The organism is Actinoplanes octamycinicus (assembly GCF_014205225.1).
Lineage (GTDB): Bacteria > Actinomycetota > Actinomycetes > Mycobacteriales > Micromonosporaceae > Actinoplanes > Actinoplanes octamycinicus.
Genome location: NZ_JACHNB010000001.1, coordinates 7,430,603 through 7,446,932, shown reverse-complemented (window position 1 = coordinate 7,446,932; position 16,330 = coordinate 7,430,603). Strand labels below are relative to the sequence as shown.

The window sequence follows — 16,330 nt, the reverse complement described above, 5'->3', positions numbered from 1 at the left end:
AGCGACACCCGCCAGGCAGAAGCGACGCCCGCCAGGCAGAAGCGACACCCGCCAGGCAGAAGCGACACCCGCCAGGCAGAAGCGACACCCCTAGGCAGAAGCGACGCCCCCGCCAGGCAGAAGCGACGCCCACAGGCAGGCAGAAGCGACGCCCACAGGCAGAAGCGACGCCCCAACCAGGCACCCCCGCCAGACAGAAGCGCCGCCCCGCCAGACAGGATCCGCCACCGAGTCGCAACCGTCCCGCACTGCACCGGCATCCGGCCGCGCCGAAGAGCCGGAGGTCACGTACCCGAGGTCAGCCGGAGGACCCACTCATGAACCAGCCCCTGGTGGTCATCGCCGAGGACGACCGCGACGTCCGCGAGCTACTGACCTTCGCCCTGGAGAACGCCGGTTACCGCACCCTCGCCGCCCGCGACGGCGCCACCGCCGCCCGCCTGGTCGGCAGCGCCCACCCGGTCGCCCTGATCACCGACGTCCGGATGCCGGACATGAACGGCATGGACCTCTGCCGCCTGATCCGCCGCAACCCGGCCACCCGCGACCTGGCGATCCTGATGTTCTCCGCCAGCATCCACCCCTACGACGTGGACGCCGGCCTGGCCGCCGGAGCCGACCGCTACCTCCCCAAGCCGCTGGCCCCGCGCCGCATCCTCGCCGAACTCCACTCCGTCCTCACCGGCGACCGCACCCCGCACCTCCCCACCGCACACCCCACCACCCGCATCACCGGAGTCTTCTCCCTGGCCTCCGCCTGACCCAGTGCCCCGCTCGCCCAAGCCCCCTGCCCGATCCCACGTCAAAAGATCAACCTCAAATTCGTCATAGACGCAGGTCCGCGCGGGTACAGATCGCATGCTCCCGGCACCCCTCTGTCAAGGGGTTGGTGTGAGGGGTGTTTTAGGGTGGTGGTTGGCGGGTCCGGGTTGTGACTTTTCCGAAGTGTCGATCTTGGGGTTTGGGTCGGCCGCGCTGGAGTTCAGAGTCGCCCCCGTGTGTCCTCCCGGACCCGTCGCTGTCTGTTGTGCCGTGTGGTCGTCTTTGATCATTTGGCGGTAGACGGTGTCGGACAGGCGTCGTTTCAACGCTCGCATGGCTTCCATCGCGGTTTTGCCTTCGGCGCGTTTGCGCTGGTAGTAGGCGCGGCCGGGGGTGTCGAAGCGGAGCTGGGTGATGGCCATGATGTGCAGGACCCGGTTGATGCGCCGGTTCCCGGCCCGGTTGAGCCGGTGATGATGGTTGTCGCCGGAGGACACGTCGATGGGGGCGGTGCCGTTCCAGGTGGCGAAGTGCCCGCGGGTCGGGAAGCGGCTGATGTCGCCGATGTCGCCGAGCAGGCGGGCGGCGCCGGAGGGGCCGATGCCGTTGAGGCTGGTCAGCTGGGTGCCGGTGGCGGCCAGCACGGTCTTCAGCTGCCGGTTGGCTGCTTTGATCTTGGTGTCCAGGGTGGTGAGCTCGTCGGCCAGGTCGCCGGCCAGCTGATAGCGGGTGGCGGTGACGATGTCGCCGGCCGGGACGCTGACGCGTTCGAGCAGGGTGCGGGCCTGGTCGGTGGTCAGGTTCTTCTTCGCGCCGCCGGGGATCAGTTCGAGCAGTAGCTGGTGCAGCCGGTTGATGGTCTCGGTGCGGGCGACACCGAGCTGGTCGCGGCGGTCGGCCAGCAGCCGCAGCGCGACGGTGGCGCCGTCGGCGTGAACGCGGCGCAGGCCCGGGGTGCGCAGGGCGGTCACCGCGATGTGGTGCGCGTCGTGACCGTCGGTTTTACGGCCGTGCCCGGTGTCAAAGTTGCGGGCTTTCGCGGCGAGTTTCGCCGGGACGTCCAGCACGGTTTCGCCGTCGGCGACCAGCCGCTGGGCCAGGTGCCGGCCGATGCCGTTACAGCCCTCGACCGCCCACACCCGGCCGGCGTGACGGCGGCCGGCGGCGAGCATCTGCTGGTAGCCACCGGTGTCGGTGCCGTACCTGCCACGGGCCAGCACCTGTTCACGCTCGTTGATGATCTCGATCGTCGCGGACCGCTTGTGCGGATCGACTCCAATGATCAGCTGACCCATGTACCCGTTGACCTTCCCGTCGTCGCGGCAGAACCACACCAGCGGGAGGGCAACGCTACTTACAGCTGGGCAAACCCCTCTTCAGCCACTCCGCGCCACGGTGACCGGCAGGGTCCAAGCCGGGAGAGAGCCACACCCCGCCATATGAGTGGGCAGCGCGGGCCTGAGCACCCTACCGATCACCTCGACCAAGCCTGGCCGGGCCGCGGTCGTACACCAAATTCTCTTTAAGTAGCGCGGGCCGGGCCCGGCGATCTGGCCGCTGGCGCGTCCAAACCAATCGCCGCCCCCTTCAAGGTCCGTGGACCCCCAGAAAACCACCGGCCCCCTCCCGCCCAGCCCCCGCGCCCGCGCCACGCGCCGCCCCGACGGTAGCCGCGCGCCCACCGGTCGTCCGGCTGGCCCTCACAGGTGCCTCCACCGTGCCGAAGCACCCGTCACGCCCAGCCGGTGACCGCGACGCGCGCGGTGGCCCGCGGTTGCAGCGCGCCTGGCGGTGGTCTGGCTGTGCCTCACGGGTGTCTCGACCGTGTTGAGGCACCTGTCACGCCCAGCCGGTGACCGCGACGCGCGCCGTGGCCCGCGGTTGCAGCGCGTCCGGCGGTGGTCCGGCTGGGCCTCACGGGTGTCTCGACCGTGCCGAAGCACCCGTCACGCCCAGCCGGTGACCGCGACGCGCGCTGGGCCGGGATCGCGCATGGTCATTGACGTTCACATAGGGCGCGGGATTTAGCTCGTGACGGCGGTTTGGTGCGACGAGAGGCGCTGACCCAGCTCGGCGCCGGGCATCGGCGGCCCCAGGTGGAAGCCCTGCGCCATCCGGTAGCCGCAAGCGGCCAGCGCCGCCGCCTCGTCCGCGGTCTCCACCCCCTCCGCGACGACCTCCAGGCCGGCGGCGCGGGCCAGGGCCAGCACGGCCGACGGCATCGGCACCCCGGTGCCGTCGGCCGGGTCCAGGAACGCGCGGTCCAGCTTGAGCTGGTCGACCGGCAGCCGGTGGAGCAGCGTCAGCGAGGCCTGCCCGGTGCCGAAGTCGTCCAGGGCGACCCGAACGCCGAGGTCGCGCAGCTCCCGCAGGCGTTGCGCCGCCTCGGTGAGGTCTGCCTCGGCGGTGCCGGTGAGGTCCAGGGTGAGACAGTCGGCCGGCAGGCCGGCCCCGGCCAGCGCCGCCCGCACGTGCGCGACGAGGTCCGGGTCGGCGAGCTGGCGCGGCGAGACGTTGACGCTGAGCGTGCCCGGGGCGTCCGCGCCGTGCTCCTGCCGCCAGGCAGCGAACTGCCGGCAGGCCTCGTGCAGCGCCCACGCGCCGATCGTGACGATCAGGCCGGTGCGCTCGGCGACCGGGATGAACTCGGCCGGGGCGATCCGGCCGCGAACCGGGTGCGACCAGCGCATCAGTGCTTCCGCCCCGATGATCCGGCGGTCGCTGAGCGAGACGATCGGCTGGTATTCCAGGAACAGCTCACCGGCGGCGAGCGCCTGCTGCAGTTCGGCGCCGAGCGCCGCGGACCCGGCCACCGCGCCGGCCATGCCGGGCCGGTACCGCTGCACCGCGCCGCCGCCGCCGTGCTTGGCGGCGTACATCGCGATGTCCGCCCGGCGCAGCACCTCGTCGGGCTCCTCGCCGAGCCGGCCGCCGGCGATGCCGATGCTGGCCCGGACCAGCAGGTGCTGACCGTCGGCCAGGACCGGCTCGGTGAGCACGTCGATCATCCGGCGCATCACCCCTTCCGCCTCGTCCGGGGTGACGTCCTCGAGCAGCACGACGAACTCGTCACCGCCGAGCCGGGCCGCGGTGTCCCCCGGCCGGAGGCAGGCCCGCAGCCGCTGGGCGACGGCGACCAGCAGCACGTCACCGGCTTGGTGCCCGAGCGTGTCGTTGACGATCTTGAAATCGTCCAGGTCGATCAGGGCCACACCGATGCCCCGGCACGGTCCGCCGGCGGCCAGCGTGGCGGCGAGTCGCTCGGTGAACAGCGCCCGGTTCGGCAGCTGGGTCAGGGCGTCGTGGGTCGCGCTGTGGTCGAGGCGGGAGAGCAGTTCGGCGTTCTCCCGGAACGCGGTGACCTGCCGCCACATCACCAGGCCGGTCAGCGCGATCACCGCGATGACGGTTGGCAGCAGGTCGGCGCCGGACCGGACCGAGATCAGCAGGAGCAGGTCGACGCCGGCCACGGCCAGGTAGGGCAGCCGGCTGAACGGGCTCCGGCCGGCTTTCTCCCGGGTCGCCCTGGTCACCCCGACCTTCCGTTGCCGCTCCGCGGCCGCCGTCACGCAGACCAGGATGGCCGGCAGGGTGAGCTGCACCATGTCCAGGTGCCGACGGTCCTCGATGAGTCCCTGCAACAGGCTGCTCAGCGCTCCGACCAGCAGTGCGCCGGCGAGCAGGCGCAGCGCCCCGGGAGCGATGTACGCCTGCCCGGCCAGTGCCACCTTCATGATCGCGAAGACGGTGACCAGTTCGAGCAGCAGGGTGACCGTCATGGCCAGCAGCGTGGCGGGACGGTAGCCGGCCGCCTCCAGCTGCGGCCGGGCCTCGAAGTGCCAGAGGAAGGCCGCCCCGGCGATCATCACGGTGCCCGCGTCCAGCGCGATCCGCAGCACGTCGCCCCGCCCGGAGGTGCCCATCGGCAGCCGGATCAGGCTCCAGAGCAGCAGGAGCATGGTGAGGCCGTACAGCGAGATGGTCCCGATCGACATGTGCCGGCCGAGCGAGGGGGAGTGGATGGTGTCGTAGCCGTGCGCGGCGGCGCCGCACCCGGCCATCACCAGGCAGACCGCCAGGGTGCGCCAGAACCGGCGGGTCGGGGCCGGCAGATCCGGCATCCGGGCCACCCGCCAGGCGCTCACCAGCGGGACGAGCACGGCCCCGCACGGCCCCAGCCAGAGCAGGACCTCGGGTCCGCGCGGGGCCGTCAAGTTGAGGGCGAAGACCGTGACCGCGAACGCCGCCACGGACAGCGACGCGCGGACCGGTAGCAATCGCACCGCCGCCGTCCTCATGTCCGACAATATCGGCCGAACCCACGGTGGGCTGAGAGTGGTGGCCGGTGAGCCGGGCCACCGTCAGGCGGTCAGCTCCAGCACGTACGACTCGCCGCTGCGCCGGAAGCCCAGCCGGTCGTAGTACGGCGTCCGCATCCCGGGCGGCGTCAGCACGGTCCGGCAGCCGCGGTCGATGAAGTAGCGGCTGCGCCGGAAGACGAACTCGCCCGGGGTGAAGTCCCGGTACCGCTCGGTCACGTAGTCCAGGTCGACCTGCGCCACCCCGTTGCCGGCCATGTGGAACGCCACCACCCCGGCCACCTCGTCGCCGTTGACCACCAGGAACGCCGACTGGTCGTGGCCGGTCAGGCGCTCCGGGGTGAAGCCGGGAGTGAACCGCTCGATGTCGGCGCGGTGGCGGTGCAGCAGATGGGCGAGAAAGCCGTCGTCGGTCCGCACCTCGACCACCTGATAGGTCTTCTCGTCGTGCCGGGTCGCCAGCATCTTGACCAGGTACCAGATGTTGATCAGCGCCAGCACGACGTTGAGCCCCACCATCGGCCAGACGCCGACGGCCGCGTTGAACCCGATGAGCACCAGGCAGCCCACCAGATTGAGCGCCCGCAGGCGCAGCAGCCGGTTTTGCAACAGGGACCAGACGAGCAGACACGAGCCGGCCCAGCCGATCAGATCAAGCGGTTCCACCACGTCAGCGTAATGATCCGGAAATCCGCCCGACATTGAACCTCCCGGTTCACTGTTGTAAGGTGAACCACATGGTTCAGCAAGCTGCTCTGGATCGTGTGTTCGCCGCGCTGGCCGACCCGACCCGCCGCGGCATCCTCGTTCGTCTCGGCGAGAGTCCGGCCACCATCGGGGAGCTCGCCGAGCCGACCGGGATGACCCTGACCGGGATGAAAAAGCACGTCCGGGTGCTGGAGGACGCCGGCCTGGTGGTCACCGAGAAGGTGGGCCGGTCGCGGCAGTGCCGGCTCGGTGCCGCGCCGCTCGACGAGGCGATGGCCTGGATCAGCTTCTACCAGCGGCTCTGGGCCCGTCGGCTGGACGGCCTGGATGCCTACTTCACCATGCGACCCGACCCGAAGGGACCCTCGGAATGAGCCTGGAGATGCGGATGGCGCGGCAGTTGCCGGCCACACCGGAGGAGGTCTTCGACGCCTACACCGACGCGGAGAAGCAGAAGATCTGGTTCAGCATCCTCGACGAGCAGCCCGGCATCGTGGAGATCGAGGTCGACCTGCGGGTCGGCGGGCAGCAGACCGCGGTCTGGGGGCCCAGCCCGGACATGCTGTTCCGGGAGACGCAGACGTTCCTGGAGATCGACCGCCCGCACCGGCTGGTCACCGAGTCGACCGGGGTCAGCCCGGACGGGATGACGATGACCACCCGGATCGAGGTGTCCTTCGAGGCGGCGGACGGCGGCACCCTGATGACCGTGGTGCAGAGCGGCTTCCCGGCGCCCGAGGTCCGCGACTTCTTCGCCGGCGAGGTCTGGGCCGGCGCCCTCGCCCGGATCGAGGCCTACCTGGTCCGCGCCGGGCGCGAAGTCGATGCCTAGGCTGCCGCGCGCCGCGCTGGTCGCCACGGCCGCCGGCGTCGCCGTGCTGGTCAACCTCGCGGTCTACCTGGCCGGGCGGGCCGTCGGCGGGACCTTCACCTTCACCTCGTCGACCGGTCCCGCGCGGGTCGACGCGGTGACGGTGGCCGGGTTCACCGCGGTGCCGCTGCTGCTCGGCCTCACCGCGGTCGCGCTGCTGGCGCCCCGGGCGGCCTGGGTGATCCGGGTCGCCCTGGTCGCCGGGCCGGCGCTGGCGGCCGGCACGGTGCTCGCGATGACGCTGCCGGCGGATTTCGACACGGTCAGCACCATCACCCTAGCGCTGTGCCATCTGACCCTGGTGCCGATCACCGTCGCGGCGGTGCTGGCCCTGGGCCGCCGGCCTGCCGGGCGACCGCTCAGCCCGGCGTCAGGTCGAACAGGTCGGTGAGCTGGCAGATGGTCAGCACCTGACGGACGTTGCGATGTGCCTGGCTGATGCCGAACCGGCTGCCCCGCTGCTCGGCGATCTCCCGGCACTGCACCAGCGCCAGCACGCCGGCCGAGCCGAGGAAGGTGACCTCGCCGAGGTCGAGATCGACCTGGTCGGTGCCGTGGCGGGGCAGCAACCGCACCACCTCGTGCAGCAGGTCGGCGGAGTTGTCCATGTCGATCTCGCCGGCCACGGTGATGGCGGTCAGCGTGTCGGTCCGCTCCCGGAGCTCGACGACGAGCCCCGAGAAGGAGTCAACGGTTCTCAGCATGACGGGGTACTCCCGATCCGATCGCTTCGGTTCGACCCGTCCTCGCGTCTGCGGGACGAGTGCCGAGAAGACGACCTGAGCGGCCGGGCCCCGACGTGGCGCAGTGACCCACGCTACCGCGATACCGGTACAGAGCCCAGTCCACCTTCTGTGGCAGGCTCGTCGCCGTGGAGCGGTTGATCGATGTGCGGCACGGGTCGGTCTGGGCCGAGGACAGCGGCGGTGACCTGCCGCCGGTCGTGTTGCTGCACCCGGGCACCGGCGACTCCCGGATCTGGGATCCGGTCCGGGCCCGGCTCGCCGGCCGGTACCGGCTGATCCGGTACGACGTGCGCGGCTTCGGCCGGTCGGCGCCCCCGGCCGGCCGGTTCTCCCCGCTCGACGACCTGCGCCGGGTGCTCGACCGGCTCGGCGTCGGCCCGGCGCTGTTCGCCGGCTGCAGCATGGGCGGCGGCGCGGCCCTCGACCTGGCCCTGGCCGAGCCGGACCGGGCCCGCGGGATGGTGCTGGCCTGCCCGGGCATCTCCGGCGCCCCACCGGCGCACGACCCGGATGACGAGCCGGACAGCCCGGACCCGGCGGTCTTCCTGGAACAGGGCCTGGCTCGCTGGGCGCGGGCCGGCCGCGATCCGCTGGTCGTCGACCTGTTGCGCGGCGCGGTCCGGTTCTGGCTGCACTGGGGCGACAGCCTCGCCGACGACGGTGACGCGTGGTCCCGGTTGGAGGAGGTCGCCGTGCCGACCGCGCTGCTGCTCGGCGACCTGGAGCGCCCGTCGTTCGTCCCGGCCTGTGTGACGGCGGCCCGGCGGATCCCCGGCTGCCGCTTCGTCGAGGTCCCCGGGGCGGATCACTTCCTGCCGCTGCGGGCGCCCGGCGCGGTGGTCGAGGCGCTGGACTCGCTGGCACGCTGACCGGCCCGGCCCGGCTGGTCAGGGCAGGGCGGCCGGGCGGGACAGGTGGTAGCCCTGGCCGTGGGCGATCCCGAGGTCGCGCAGGCGGGCCAGCTCGGCCGGGGTCTCGATGCCCTCGGCGATCAGGTCGGCGCCGATCTGGGCGGCGAAGTCGTTGAGGCAGCGGGCCATCGCGGTCTTCACCAGGTCGGTGTCGATGTCCCGGACCAGGCTCATGTCCAGCTTGATCAGGTCGGGCCGCAGCCGCAGGATGTGCTGCAGGCTGGCGTAACCGGCGCCGGCGTCGTCGACGCTGAGCCGGACGCCGGTCCGGCGCAGGGCGGCCAGCGCGCCGGTCAGCAGGTCGTAGTCGCTGACCTGGGCGTGCTCGGTGACCTCGACGTTGAGCCGGGGACCGGCGTGGGCCAGCAGGGTGTCCAGCACCTCGCCGTCGAGCAGCGCGTCGGCGGACAGGTTGACCGCGAGGAAGGCCCGGTCCGGCAGGTCGGGGAGCCGGTCCAGGGCCTGGCGCACGGCGAGCAGTTCGAGCGGGACACCGAGCCCGCACAGCGAGGCGGCGGCGAACGCGTGGTCCGGGTCGCGGAAGGTGCCCGGGTCGAACCGGGCCAGCGCCTCGTAGCCGACGTGCGCGCCGTCGCCCAGGCGCACGATCGGCTGGAAGTCCATCCGGACCGCCCGGCCGTCCAGCACCGACTGCACCGCGGCGCGCGCCGACGCGATGGTGTGCCGCTGGACGGCCAGCGGCCCGCTCATGTTCTCGCTGATCAGGTCGGCGATCAGGCCGAGGTAGCGGACCGCCTGCTGGTCCAGGGACGGGTCCGGGTGCCGGCTGGCGCAGCACAGCATGCCGGCGGTGGCGCCGTCCGGAGACCGCCACGGGACCCCTGCGTAGGAGCCGATGCCCAGGTCCCGGGTCACGTCCAGGTCGCGGGTGACCGGGTGCCGGCGGGCGTCGTGCACCACGTCGGGCAGCGTGCCGGCCAGCACCCGGACACAGAACGAGCCGAGCAGGCCGGTGGCGCCACCCAGCGGCAGGCGCATCTCCTCGACCGCGCCGGTCGCCGCCCAGATGGTGAGGTCGCCGGCGCCGAGCGCGGACACCCAGGCCGCCTCCACCCCCAGGTGGTGGCGCACCTTGTCGAGCATCCGCTCGACCTCGGCCAGCTGACCGGTGGTGGCCGGCGGCACCGAGACTGCTTGCATGATCGTTTCTCCTTGCCCAGCGCGCTGGCCCCGACTGTCGGCAGGCGGGCGGCCGGGCTGAGGAGAACTCAGACCGTCGTGGTGGCCCGGCGGGCGAAGCCCTCGCTCTCCCGCCGCAGCGACGCCCGCATCATGCCGCCGAGCAGCGCCGACGCCACACCGGCCGCCCGGCCGGTGACGTCCAGCACGAGCGTCATCCGGGTGCCCGCGCCGGCCGGCTCCAGCAGGTGGCGCCCGGTCAGGCGCAGGCCGGGCCGGCGGGTCTCCCAGGTGAACTCGCGGGCCGGGTCGAGGCGGGTCACCGTCCAGACGGCGCCGAACTGGCCGGGCTGCTTGACCCGGGCGGTGCTGCCGACGCGCAGCTCGCCCGCGTCGAGCCGGGTCACCCGCTGCATGGTCGGCAGAAAGGCCGGCCAGTCCTCGATGTCGGCGGTCAGGCGCCAGATCAGCTCGACCGGCGCGTCGATCACGGTGCTCACCTCGTAGCGCATGCGGGGACTGTACCATTTGGTACATGTCTGAAGCACGTGCCGAGTTGCTCGCCCGCATTCTGGAGTCCGCGGCCCGGGACGGGCTGGCCGATCGCAGCCTGCGCGAGATCGCGGCCGGCGCCGGCACCAGCCACCGGATGCTGCTGCACCACTTCGGCTCCCGGGAGGGGTTGCTCGCCGCGGTGGTCGGCGCCATGGAGGCCCGGCAGCGGGCCGCGATGACCGCGCTGGCCGAGACCGCGGCCGGCCCGGAGGAGTTGATGAACGGGGTCTGGCAGGCCGTGTCGAGTCCCGAGGCCAGGCCGTTCGTGCGGCTGTTCTTCGAGGTGTTCGCGCTGGCCACGCGCGGGGCGGCGCCGGTGCCGGCCGGGCTGACCGCGAGCTGGCTGGACGACGCCGGCAGGGCGGCGGAGCGGCTCGGGGTCGCGCCCGACCGGGTGGCGTCGCGGCTGGGTGTCGCGGTCAGCCGGGGCCTGCTGATCGACCTGCTCGCCGGCGAGGACCCGGACGAGGTGGACGCGGCGCACGCCCTGTTCGTCCGCCTCGCCGGCGAGGCTCAGCAGCGGTGACGTCAGTCGCTCAGCGTTCCGTCCGCCGCGGCGACCGGGATCGGGTCGCCGAAGTCGGCCGGGAAGACCAGCGCCTGCCACCGGACGTGCTCGTCACCCTCGGCCAGCCCGTCGGTGATCGTCGGGATGGCGACATCGACCGCCGTGGTGCCCGGTGCCACCTCGAGGAACACCTCCAGGCCGGTGCCGGACAGCGGCCGGGACGGCTCCGGATCGCGGCCGCTCACCGCGCTGAACCACTCCGGGTCCACGTCGGTGCTGGACAGTTCCGGCCCGGTCGCCGGCGGCTGCGGCACGATCAGCAGGTAGAGCGGGCTGTCGGCGGCCGCGGACAGGTGCAGCGTCCAGGTCAGCGGCGCGCCCTCGGCCGCGGTGGCGACCGCCGGGCTGACCGTGAAGGTGGGCATCGGGTCGTCCTCCCGGGACAGCACCCCGCCGACGTAGTCGCCGACCACCGCGCTGCCGATCGCCTTGGCGGTCACCGGGTAGGACCGGTCGCCGCCGTAGGTGGTGTTGCCGGCCACCGAGACCGGCACCTCGATCGTGGTGCGCCCCGGCTTCAGCTCGGCCACCCAGGACGTCGTCGCCTTCGCCGGGTCGCCCAGGAAGAGCCGGACCTTGGCCGGCCGCGGACCGTGCGAGCGCACCGGGATCCGGTAACCGCGGGTGCCGTTGTCGCCCTCGTCGACGGTCAGATCGCCGACGTCGACCCGGTCCAGCGCGGCCGGTCGCGACGCCGGGGTGCCGGGCCGCCAGCCCCAGGCGTCGATCAGCCAGGCCGGTCCGTCCCCGTCCGGCGTGATTTCCAGATCTTTTACGGTACGGACGCCGCGCGGCAGTGGCAGCCGGACCTCCTGAGCCCAGTACGACGTGGTCGCCGCGGTGCCGGGCACCCCGGTGAGGGTGGCCGTGCCCAGCTCGGCCCGCCGGCCGTGCTCGTCGGTGACCGCGACCCGGAACCGGGTGGCCGGCGCGTTCGGCGGCACGACCAGGCGCAGCGCGAGCGCCGTGGCGCCGGCCACCGGCATCGGCGCGGCCGGGCGCAGCGTGGCGGTCGCCGTCCCGGACAGCTTGACCGCGTTCCGGTCCGGCTCCGGGCCGGTGAACCGGACGAAGTGCGGGGAGCCGACGAAGAACCCGTCGGTGCTCAGGCAGGCCGTCGCCGGATCGTCGGCGACCTGGTCGCAGAGCTGGGCGTGGCGGACCGACAGCCCGGGACCCGGGATGATCGCCGGACTCCGGTTCGCGCCGATCGCGTGGCTCAGCACCCGGGCCGGGCCGGCTGACGGCGCCCGGACCCCGGAGCCGTCCAGCAGCGGCCGGGCGCGGTCGTCGCCGGCGACGAACAGCCGCGCGGCGGTGGCGATGTAGGTGGCGCCGACGTCCTGCTGCTGTCCGGGAGTGAGGCGGGTGGGGGCTCCGGCCGTACACAAAGGGTCGGGCTCTTCGGTCCAGAAGTCGTCGAACGCCGGCCCGGAAGCCTGTCCCGGCGTCCACTCCGTGTTGAAGTAGTTGTGGTTGGCGCCGATCACGTAGAGCGCGCTGTGCAGGGCGCGGCCGGCGCTGACCTGGCGGGTGGCGTCCACATACATCTGTCCCTGCAGGTCGAAGACGTCGCCGTCGCAGCCGGGCAGGATGGTCGCCGACGGCACGTCCGGCTGCGGGTTCTGGCCGAACGCGGTCGGCCCGATCAGCAGCAGCCCGCGGATCGTCCAGCGGACCGCGCCGCGGTAGTCGTCGGCGCCGGCCGGCGGCGGGGTGAGGCTGTCCAGCGCGGCCCGGCTGACGCCCTCGCCGCCGCGGGAGTGGCCGATCAGGAACACCCGGGACAGGTCGGCTCGGGGGACCGCCCGGACGATCGCCGGCGCCGAGCCGCGCTTGGCGCCGGACCAGTCGGCCCAGTGCGCCAGGTGGGTCCGGATCAGCGTGGACCGGGCCTGCGCGCCGTAGTCGGCGACGTCGTTGTCCTGGGCGCTGATCGCGTTCGCCGAGATCGACACGGTGACGTAGCCCTGCGAGGCCAGCAGCTGCTGGGCCTGCAGGTAACCGCGGTGGCTCGGCACCGCCTGGGAGCCGGCCGGGCACGGCCACTCGCCGCTGATCGTGCTCATGTCGTCACCGGCGAAGCAGGTCCAGTGCCGTCCGTGCAGGAACAGCGCGAGCGGCCGCTTGCCCGGCGCACCGGTCGGCGCGACCACCACGGCCTGCATCTCGATCGGCGTCGGGAAGCCGGTCAGCCGCAGGCCGGGCAGCGTGTACTCGCCGCTCGTGGTGGCGTAGGGACCCGGGACGCCGGGGTCGAGCGGGTGCGCCGGGGCGGCGGCCGGGATGCTCGGCGCGGCGAGGCGCTGCGCCCGCTTCGGCGCCGCCGCGTCGACCCGCCGGCCGCCGACCCGGACCTGCAGGTCGGTGAGCGCGCCGGGGGTGGCCTTACCGAGGGTGAACGTGCGCAGGTCCGCGCCGCCCTCGGCGCGGCCGAGCAGCCGGTCGCCGGACCAGAACTCGACCGCCGCGTCACCCGGCGGGATCGGCCGCTCGCTGGTCCAGGTCAGGGTGCGGCCGGCGACCGACCAGCCGGGTGGGAGCGAGCCGGTCGCCGGGGCGGGTGGATCCGCCGAGGCGGGCACCGGCATGCCGAGTATCAGGGTGCTTGCCGCGATCGCGGCGACCATGAGTCTGCGCATGCGGCCCGTTCTAGTCGACGCGTGCAAATGCGTCGATCGCCGACCTAGATGCGGGCGCCGCCGGTCGCGTCGATCCGGCCGGCGGTCACCCAGCGGGCGTCGTCCGAGGCCAGGAACGCCACCGCGTCGGCCACGTCGGCCGGCTGCCCGACCCGGCCCAGCGCGGACCACTCGGCCACGGTCGCCTGCGCGCCGGGGTTGTCCCGGAGCCAGCCGGCGTTCACGTCGGTGTCGATCACGCCGGGTGCGACCGCGTTGACCGTGATGCCACGCGGCCCGACATGCTTGGCCAGGCTGTGCCCGAACGCGTCGAGGGCGCCCTTGGTGCTGGCGTAGGCGATGCCCTCCGGGAACGCCACCCGGGTCACCCCGGACGAGACGTTGATGATCCGGCCGCCGTCGCGCAGCAGCGGCAACGCCCGCTGGGTGAGGAAGAACGGCGCCTTCACGTTGACCGCGAACACCCGGTCGAAGCCCGCCTCGTCGACCTGCTCGATGGTCGCCGGCAGGCCGATGCCGGCGTTGTTCACCAGGATGTCCAGTGCGACCTCGCGCCCGGCGTCGCGCAGCGCCCGCTCCAGTCCGGCGAAGAGCGTGCCGATGTCGCCGGGCGTGCCCAGCTCGGCCCGTACCGCAGCCGCCTGGCCGCCCGCGCCGGCGATCGTCGCGACCACCTCCCGGGCCGCGGCGTCGTCCCGGGCGTAGTGCACCACCACGAACGCCCCGTCCCGGCCGAGCCGCTCCGCGATTGCCCGGCCGATGCCCCGGCTCGCCCCGGTGACCAGGGCGATCCTGCCGTCGAGATGTGCCGCCATGTGTCCTCCCACATTTGTGTAACGACCACTACAGAATGACCGTAGCATGACTGTAGTGGTCGTTATAGAATTCGCGGCATGGTGGTCAGCAGGGGTCGGCAGCGGGGCTTCGACCGGGACGCGGTGCTCGACCAGATCACCCGGGCGTTCTGGCGCGACGGCTATGCCGGCACCTCGGTCGCCGACCTGACCAAGCTCACCGGGGTCAACCCGCCCAGTCTCTACGCGGCCTACGGCGACAAGCGGGCCCTCTTCGGTGAGGTGCTCGACCACTATCAGCGGACCTACGGAGCGTTCACGACGGTCGCGCTGCACGAGGAGCCGACCGCGCGGCGGGCGATCGGCCGGCTGCTGCGCGAGGCGGCCGCCGCCTACACCGACCCGAGCCGTCCGCGGGGCTGCCTGGTGATCAGCGCCGGGACCGGGGAGGCCGCGGAGACGCTGCGGGAGCTGCGCGCGGCCGGGCAGCAGGCGGTCGCCCGGCGGATCGCCGCCGATGTGGACGCCGGGTTGCTGCCGCCCGGGACCGACAGCGCGGGGCTGGCCGCCTTCTTCGCCACCGTCGTCCAGGGCATGTCCCGCCAGGCGCGGGACGGCGCCGGCCGGGACACCCTGGAGCGGGTCGCCGCGATGGCGATGGGTGTCTGGCCGGCGCCGTGAGGCGCGTTCCTAGCAGGTGGGCTCGCCGGACTGGGCCGGCAGGCTGACCGCGTTCCAGGCGGCCTTCACCGCGTTGAACTGGGTGCAGCTGCCCGGGTAGAGGTTCTTCGCCGCCTGCAGCGTCCACACCCGGTACTTGGCGTAGGACGAGCTGGACGTCTTCAGCAGCATCGCGTTGTACATGATCTTGATGGCGGTCTGGATGCCGACGCCGGTCACCGTGGAGCCGTTGCAGGTCGGGCTGGCCGGCTGGCCGTTCCCGCTGCTGCCCTGCGCCAGCAGGTAGAACCAGTGGTTACCGGGCCCGGCCGCGGCGTGCACCTCCTGGCTGGGGGTGCTGCTGGAGTAGCAGTTGCTGTCGCCGGCGAGCGACGGGTTGTACATGTACCGGATCGGGCCGCTGCCGACCAGGTTGACCTCCTCGCCGACCTGGTAGTCGGCCGGGTCGTTCGGGTTGGCCGCGTACGCCTCGGTGGCCGCGCCGATGGTGTCGGCGACGAACTCCTGGGTGCCGCCCTTCGAGATGCCGCCCGGCGTCTTGTCGTCGATGCCGTGGCCCAGCTCGTGCCCGACCACGTCGGCCGACGAGATCCACTTACCGGCGGTGTTCTTGCCGATCTGCACCTGGGTGCCGTCGTAGTAGGCGTTCTGCTGGTTCAGCCCGACCCGGATCGGCCACGCGCCGCCGGAGCCGTTCTGCCCGTTGCGGCCCAGCCACGCGGTCAGCATCGCCTTCTGCTTCTGCGCCACGTAGAACGCGTCCACGCAGCCGGTCTCCTTGCTGGTCCCGTTGCCGTTGCCCCAGACGTTGTCGGAACCGCTGAAGGTCACCCGGGTGGAGGCGTCCTGGCAGCTCAGGTTCGTGGTCGTCGGGTCCTTGAGCGAGTAGGTGGAGCCGGACTGCGTGGTGTTCAGCGAGACAGTGCCGTTGATCCAGCCGGTGCCGGTGCCGGTCACCTCGGTGACGTGCTCCTCGGTGGCGAGCACCTTGCCGCTGACCGCGTCGACGTCGACGGTGAGCCGGCTGACGTCCTCGGCGCTGGTCCCGTTCACCGTGGTCTCGTAGGCCAGGGTCGGCGTGCGGCCCTCGGCCGCGACCACCACCAGGCGCGTGCCCTCCACCCCGGACACGCTCTTCAGCTGCTGCTTCGCGGTCACGACCGCGTCGCTCGGGGAGATTTTCGGTACGGTCGACAGCTCGCCGAGCGGGCTGCTCTGCGCCACCGAGGTGTACCGGGTCTGGCCGGCGGCGTCGGTGACCACGACCAGGTCGCCGCCCTTGACCGGCAGTCCCTTGTAGGTGCGGTCGTAGGCCGAATAGGTCAGGCCCTGCGACCGGAAGACCTGGCTGCGCTGGAAGGCGTCGTGCGCGCCGGCGTGCAGCGCGGCCGGCCGGGCGGCGACCACCGCGTCGGCCTGGGCGACCGGGTCCACCGCCGGGGTGGGCGTCTGCGCCGCCGCTGGACCGGACACCGCGACCAGCGCCGAGGCCGCCGCGGTGCCGGCGGCCAGCGCGATGCCCAGGGGGATTCGTGCCATCTCGTAACTCCTTTCCCGCCCGGGGGGTGGCGGGCGGGCTCGACTGCCGGTGCGGCGGGGTGGCCGGGACCGGGTGAGACAGGAGTGACGCTAT

The 16,330-nt window shown here is 72.9% G+C and carries 16 protein-coding genes; 7 read left to right on the top strand and 9 right to left on the bottom strand.

The window, feature by feature from the left end:
* Nucleotides 1-317 precede the first annotated feature (317 nt).
* The gene (locus BJY16_RS33535; protein ID WP_185043563.1) at nucleotides 318-761 is read left to right on the top strand and encodes a response regulator; all 444 of its coding nucleotides are present in this window, start codon (nucleotides 318-320) and stop codon (nucleotides 759-761) included.
* A gap of 117 nt (nucleotides 762-878) precedes the next feature.
* Here the strand turns inward: BJY16_RS33535 and BJY16_RS33530 are convergent, their stop codons facing one another.
* From BJY16_RS33530 to BJY16_RS33520, 3 genes are all read right to left on the bottom strand, one after another.
* Nucleotides 879-2,096 (bottom strand): IS110 family RNA-guided transposase, encoded by a 1,218-nt coding sequence (locus tag BJY16_RS33530; RefSeq protein ID WP_311775285.1) that lies wholly within the window; start codon nucleotides 2,094-2,096, stop codon nucleotides 879-881.
* Between the two features lie 690 nt (nucleotides 2,097-2,786).
* The gene (locus tag BJY16_RS33525; protein WP_185043562.1) at nucleotides 2,787-5,045 is read right to left on the bottom strand and encodes a putative bifunctional diguanylate cyclase/phosphodiesterase; all 2,259 of its coding nucleotides are present in this window, start codon (nucleotides 5,043-5,045) and stop codon (nucleotides 2,787-2,789) included.
* A gap of 78 nt (nucleotides 5,046-5,123) precedes the next feature.
* Nucleotides 5,124-5,747: a YgjV family protein gene (locus tag BJY16_RS33520; protein WP_185043561.1), complete on the bottom strand. Its 624-nt coding sequence runs from the start codon at nucleotides 5,745-5,747 to the stop codon at nucleotides 5,124-5,126.
* Between the two features lie 71 nt (nucleotides 5,748-5,818).
* Here BJY16_RS33520 and BJY16_RS33515 point away from each other — a divergent pair, with 71 nt between their 5' ends.
* Genes BJY16_RS33515 through BJY16_RS33505 form a run of 3 tightly spaced genes read left to right on the top strand, consistent with a single transcriptional unit; the run spans nucleotide 5,819 to nucleotide 7,051 of the window.
* The gene (locus tag BJY16_RS33515; protein ID WP_185043560.1) at nucleotides 5,819-6,163 is read left to right on the top strand and encodes an ArsR/SmtB family transcription factor; all 345 of its coding nucleotides are present in this window, start codon (nucleotides 5,819-5,821) and stop codon (nucleotides 6,161-6,163) included.
* Complete coding sequence (locus BJY16_RS33510) at nucleotides 6,160-6,621, top strand: SRPBCC family protein (protein WP_185043559.1); 462 nt, start codon at nucleotides 6,160-6,162, stop codon at nucleotides 6,619-6,621. Before BJY16_RS33515 ends, BJY16_RS33510 begins: the two co-directional genes overlap by 4 nt.
* On the top strand, nucleotides 6,614-7,051 hold the full coding sequence (locus BJY16_RS33505; protein WP_185043558.1) for a DUF6069 family protein: 438 nt from the start codon (nucleotides 6,614-6,616) through the stop codon (nucleotides 7,049-7,051). The genes BJY16_RS33510 and BJY16_RS33505 overlap by 8 nt, the downstream gene beginning before the upstream one ends.
* Here the strand turns inward: BJY16_RS33505 and BJY16_RS33500 are convergent.
* A complete protein-coding gene (locus BJY16_RS33500) occupies nucleotides 7,020-7,364 on the bottom strand; it encodes an STAS domain-containing protein (protein WP_185043557.1) in 345 nt (114 codons plus the stop codon). The two genes, BJY16_RS33505 and BJY16_RS33500, sit on opposite strands and share 32 nt — an antisense overlap.
* 167 nt (nucleotides 7,365-7,531) lie before the next feature.
* Here BJY16_RS33500 and BJY16_RS33495 point away from each other — a divergent pair, with 167 nt between their 5' ends.
* A complete protein-coding gene (locus tag BJY16_RS33495; protein WP_185043556.1) occupies nucleotides 7,532-8,275 on the top strand; it encodes an alpha/beta fold hydrolase in 744 nt (247 codons plus the stop codon).
* An 18-nt stretch (nucleotides 8,276-8,293) separates the two neighbouring features.
* Here the strand turns inward: BJY16_RS33495 and BJY16_RS33490 are convergent, their stop codons facing one another.
* On the bottom strand, nucleotides 8,294-9,478 hold the full coding sequence (locus tag BJY16_RS33490) for a sensor domain-containing phosphodiesterase (protein ID WP_185043555.1): 1,185 nt from the start codon (nucleotides 9,476-9,478) through the stop codon (nucleotides 8,294-8,296).
* A gap of 68 nt (nucleotides 9,479-9,546) precedes the next feature.
* Nucleotides 9,547-9,969, bottom strand: a complete 423-nt coding sequence (locus tag BJY16_RS33485; RefSeq protein ID WP_185043554.1) for an SRPBCC family protein — start codon at nucleotides 9,967-9,969, stop codon at nucleotides 9,547-9,549.
* A gap of 23 nt (nucleotides 9,970-9,992) precedes the next feature.
* Between BJY16_RS33485 and BJY16_RS33480 the strand changes: the two genes are divergently transcribed.
* The gene (locus BJY16_RS33480; RefSeq protein WP_185043553.1) at nucleotides 9,993-10,538 is read left to right on the top strand and encodes a TetR/AcrR family transcriptional regulator; all 546 of its coding nucleotides are present in this window, start codon (nucleotides 9,993-9,995) and stop codon (nucleotides 10,536-10,538) included.
* Between the two features lie 2 nt (nucleotides 10,539-10,540).
* On the opposite strand, the gene BJY16_RS33475 is transcribed toward BJY16_RS33480, so the two are convergent.
* Both BJY16_RS33475 and BJY16_RS33470 read right to left on the bottom strand, forming a co-directional pair.
* A complete protein-coding gene (locus tag BJY16_RS33475) occupies nucleotides 10,541-13,222 on the bottom strand; it encodes an alpha/beta hydrolase family protein (protein WP_185043552.1) in 2,682 nt (893 codons plus the stop codon).
* A 44-nt stretch (nucleotides 13,223-13,266) separates the two neighbouring features.
* The gene (locus BJY16_RS33470; RefSeq protein ID WP_185043551.1) at nucleotides 13,267-14,037 is read right to left on the bottom strand and encodes an SDR family oxidoreductase; all 771 of its coding nucleotides are present in this window, start codon (nucleotides 14,035-14,037) and stop codon (nucleotides 13,267-13,269) included.
* A gap of 78 nt (nucleotides 14,038-14,115) precedes the next feature.
* On the opposite strand from BJY16_RS33470, the gene BJY16_RS33465 reads away from it, so the two are divergent.
* Nucleotides 14,116-14,697 carry a TetR/AcrR family transcriptional regulator gene (locus BJY16_RS33465; RefSeq protein WP_185043550.1) on the top strand — a complete coding sequence of 194 codons (582 nt, stop codon included), beginning with the start codon at nucleotides 14,116-14,118 and terminating at the stop codon, nucleotides 14,695-14,697.
* Between the two features lie 9 nt (nucleotides 14,698-14,706).
* Here BJY16_RS33465 and BJY16_RS33460 read toward each other — a convergent pair whose 3' ends face one another.
* Nucleotides 14,707-16,236: a M4 family metallopeptidase gene (locus tag BJY16_RS33460; RefSeq protein WP_185043549.1), complete on the bottom strand. Its 1,530-nt coding sequence runs from the start codon at nucleotides 16,234-16,236 to the stop codon at nucleotides 14,707-14,709.
* Nucleotides 16,237-16,330 lie beyond the last annotated feature (94 nt).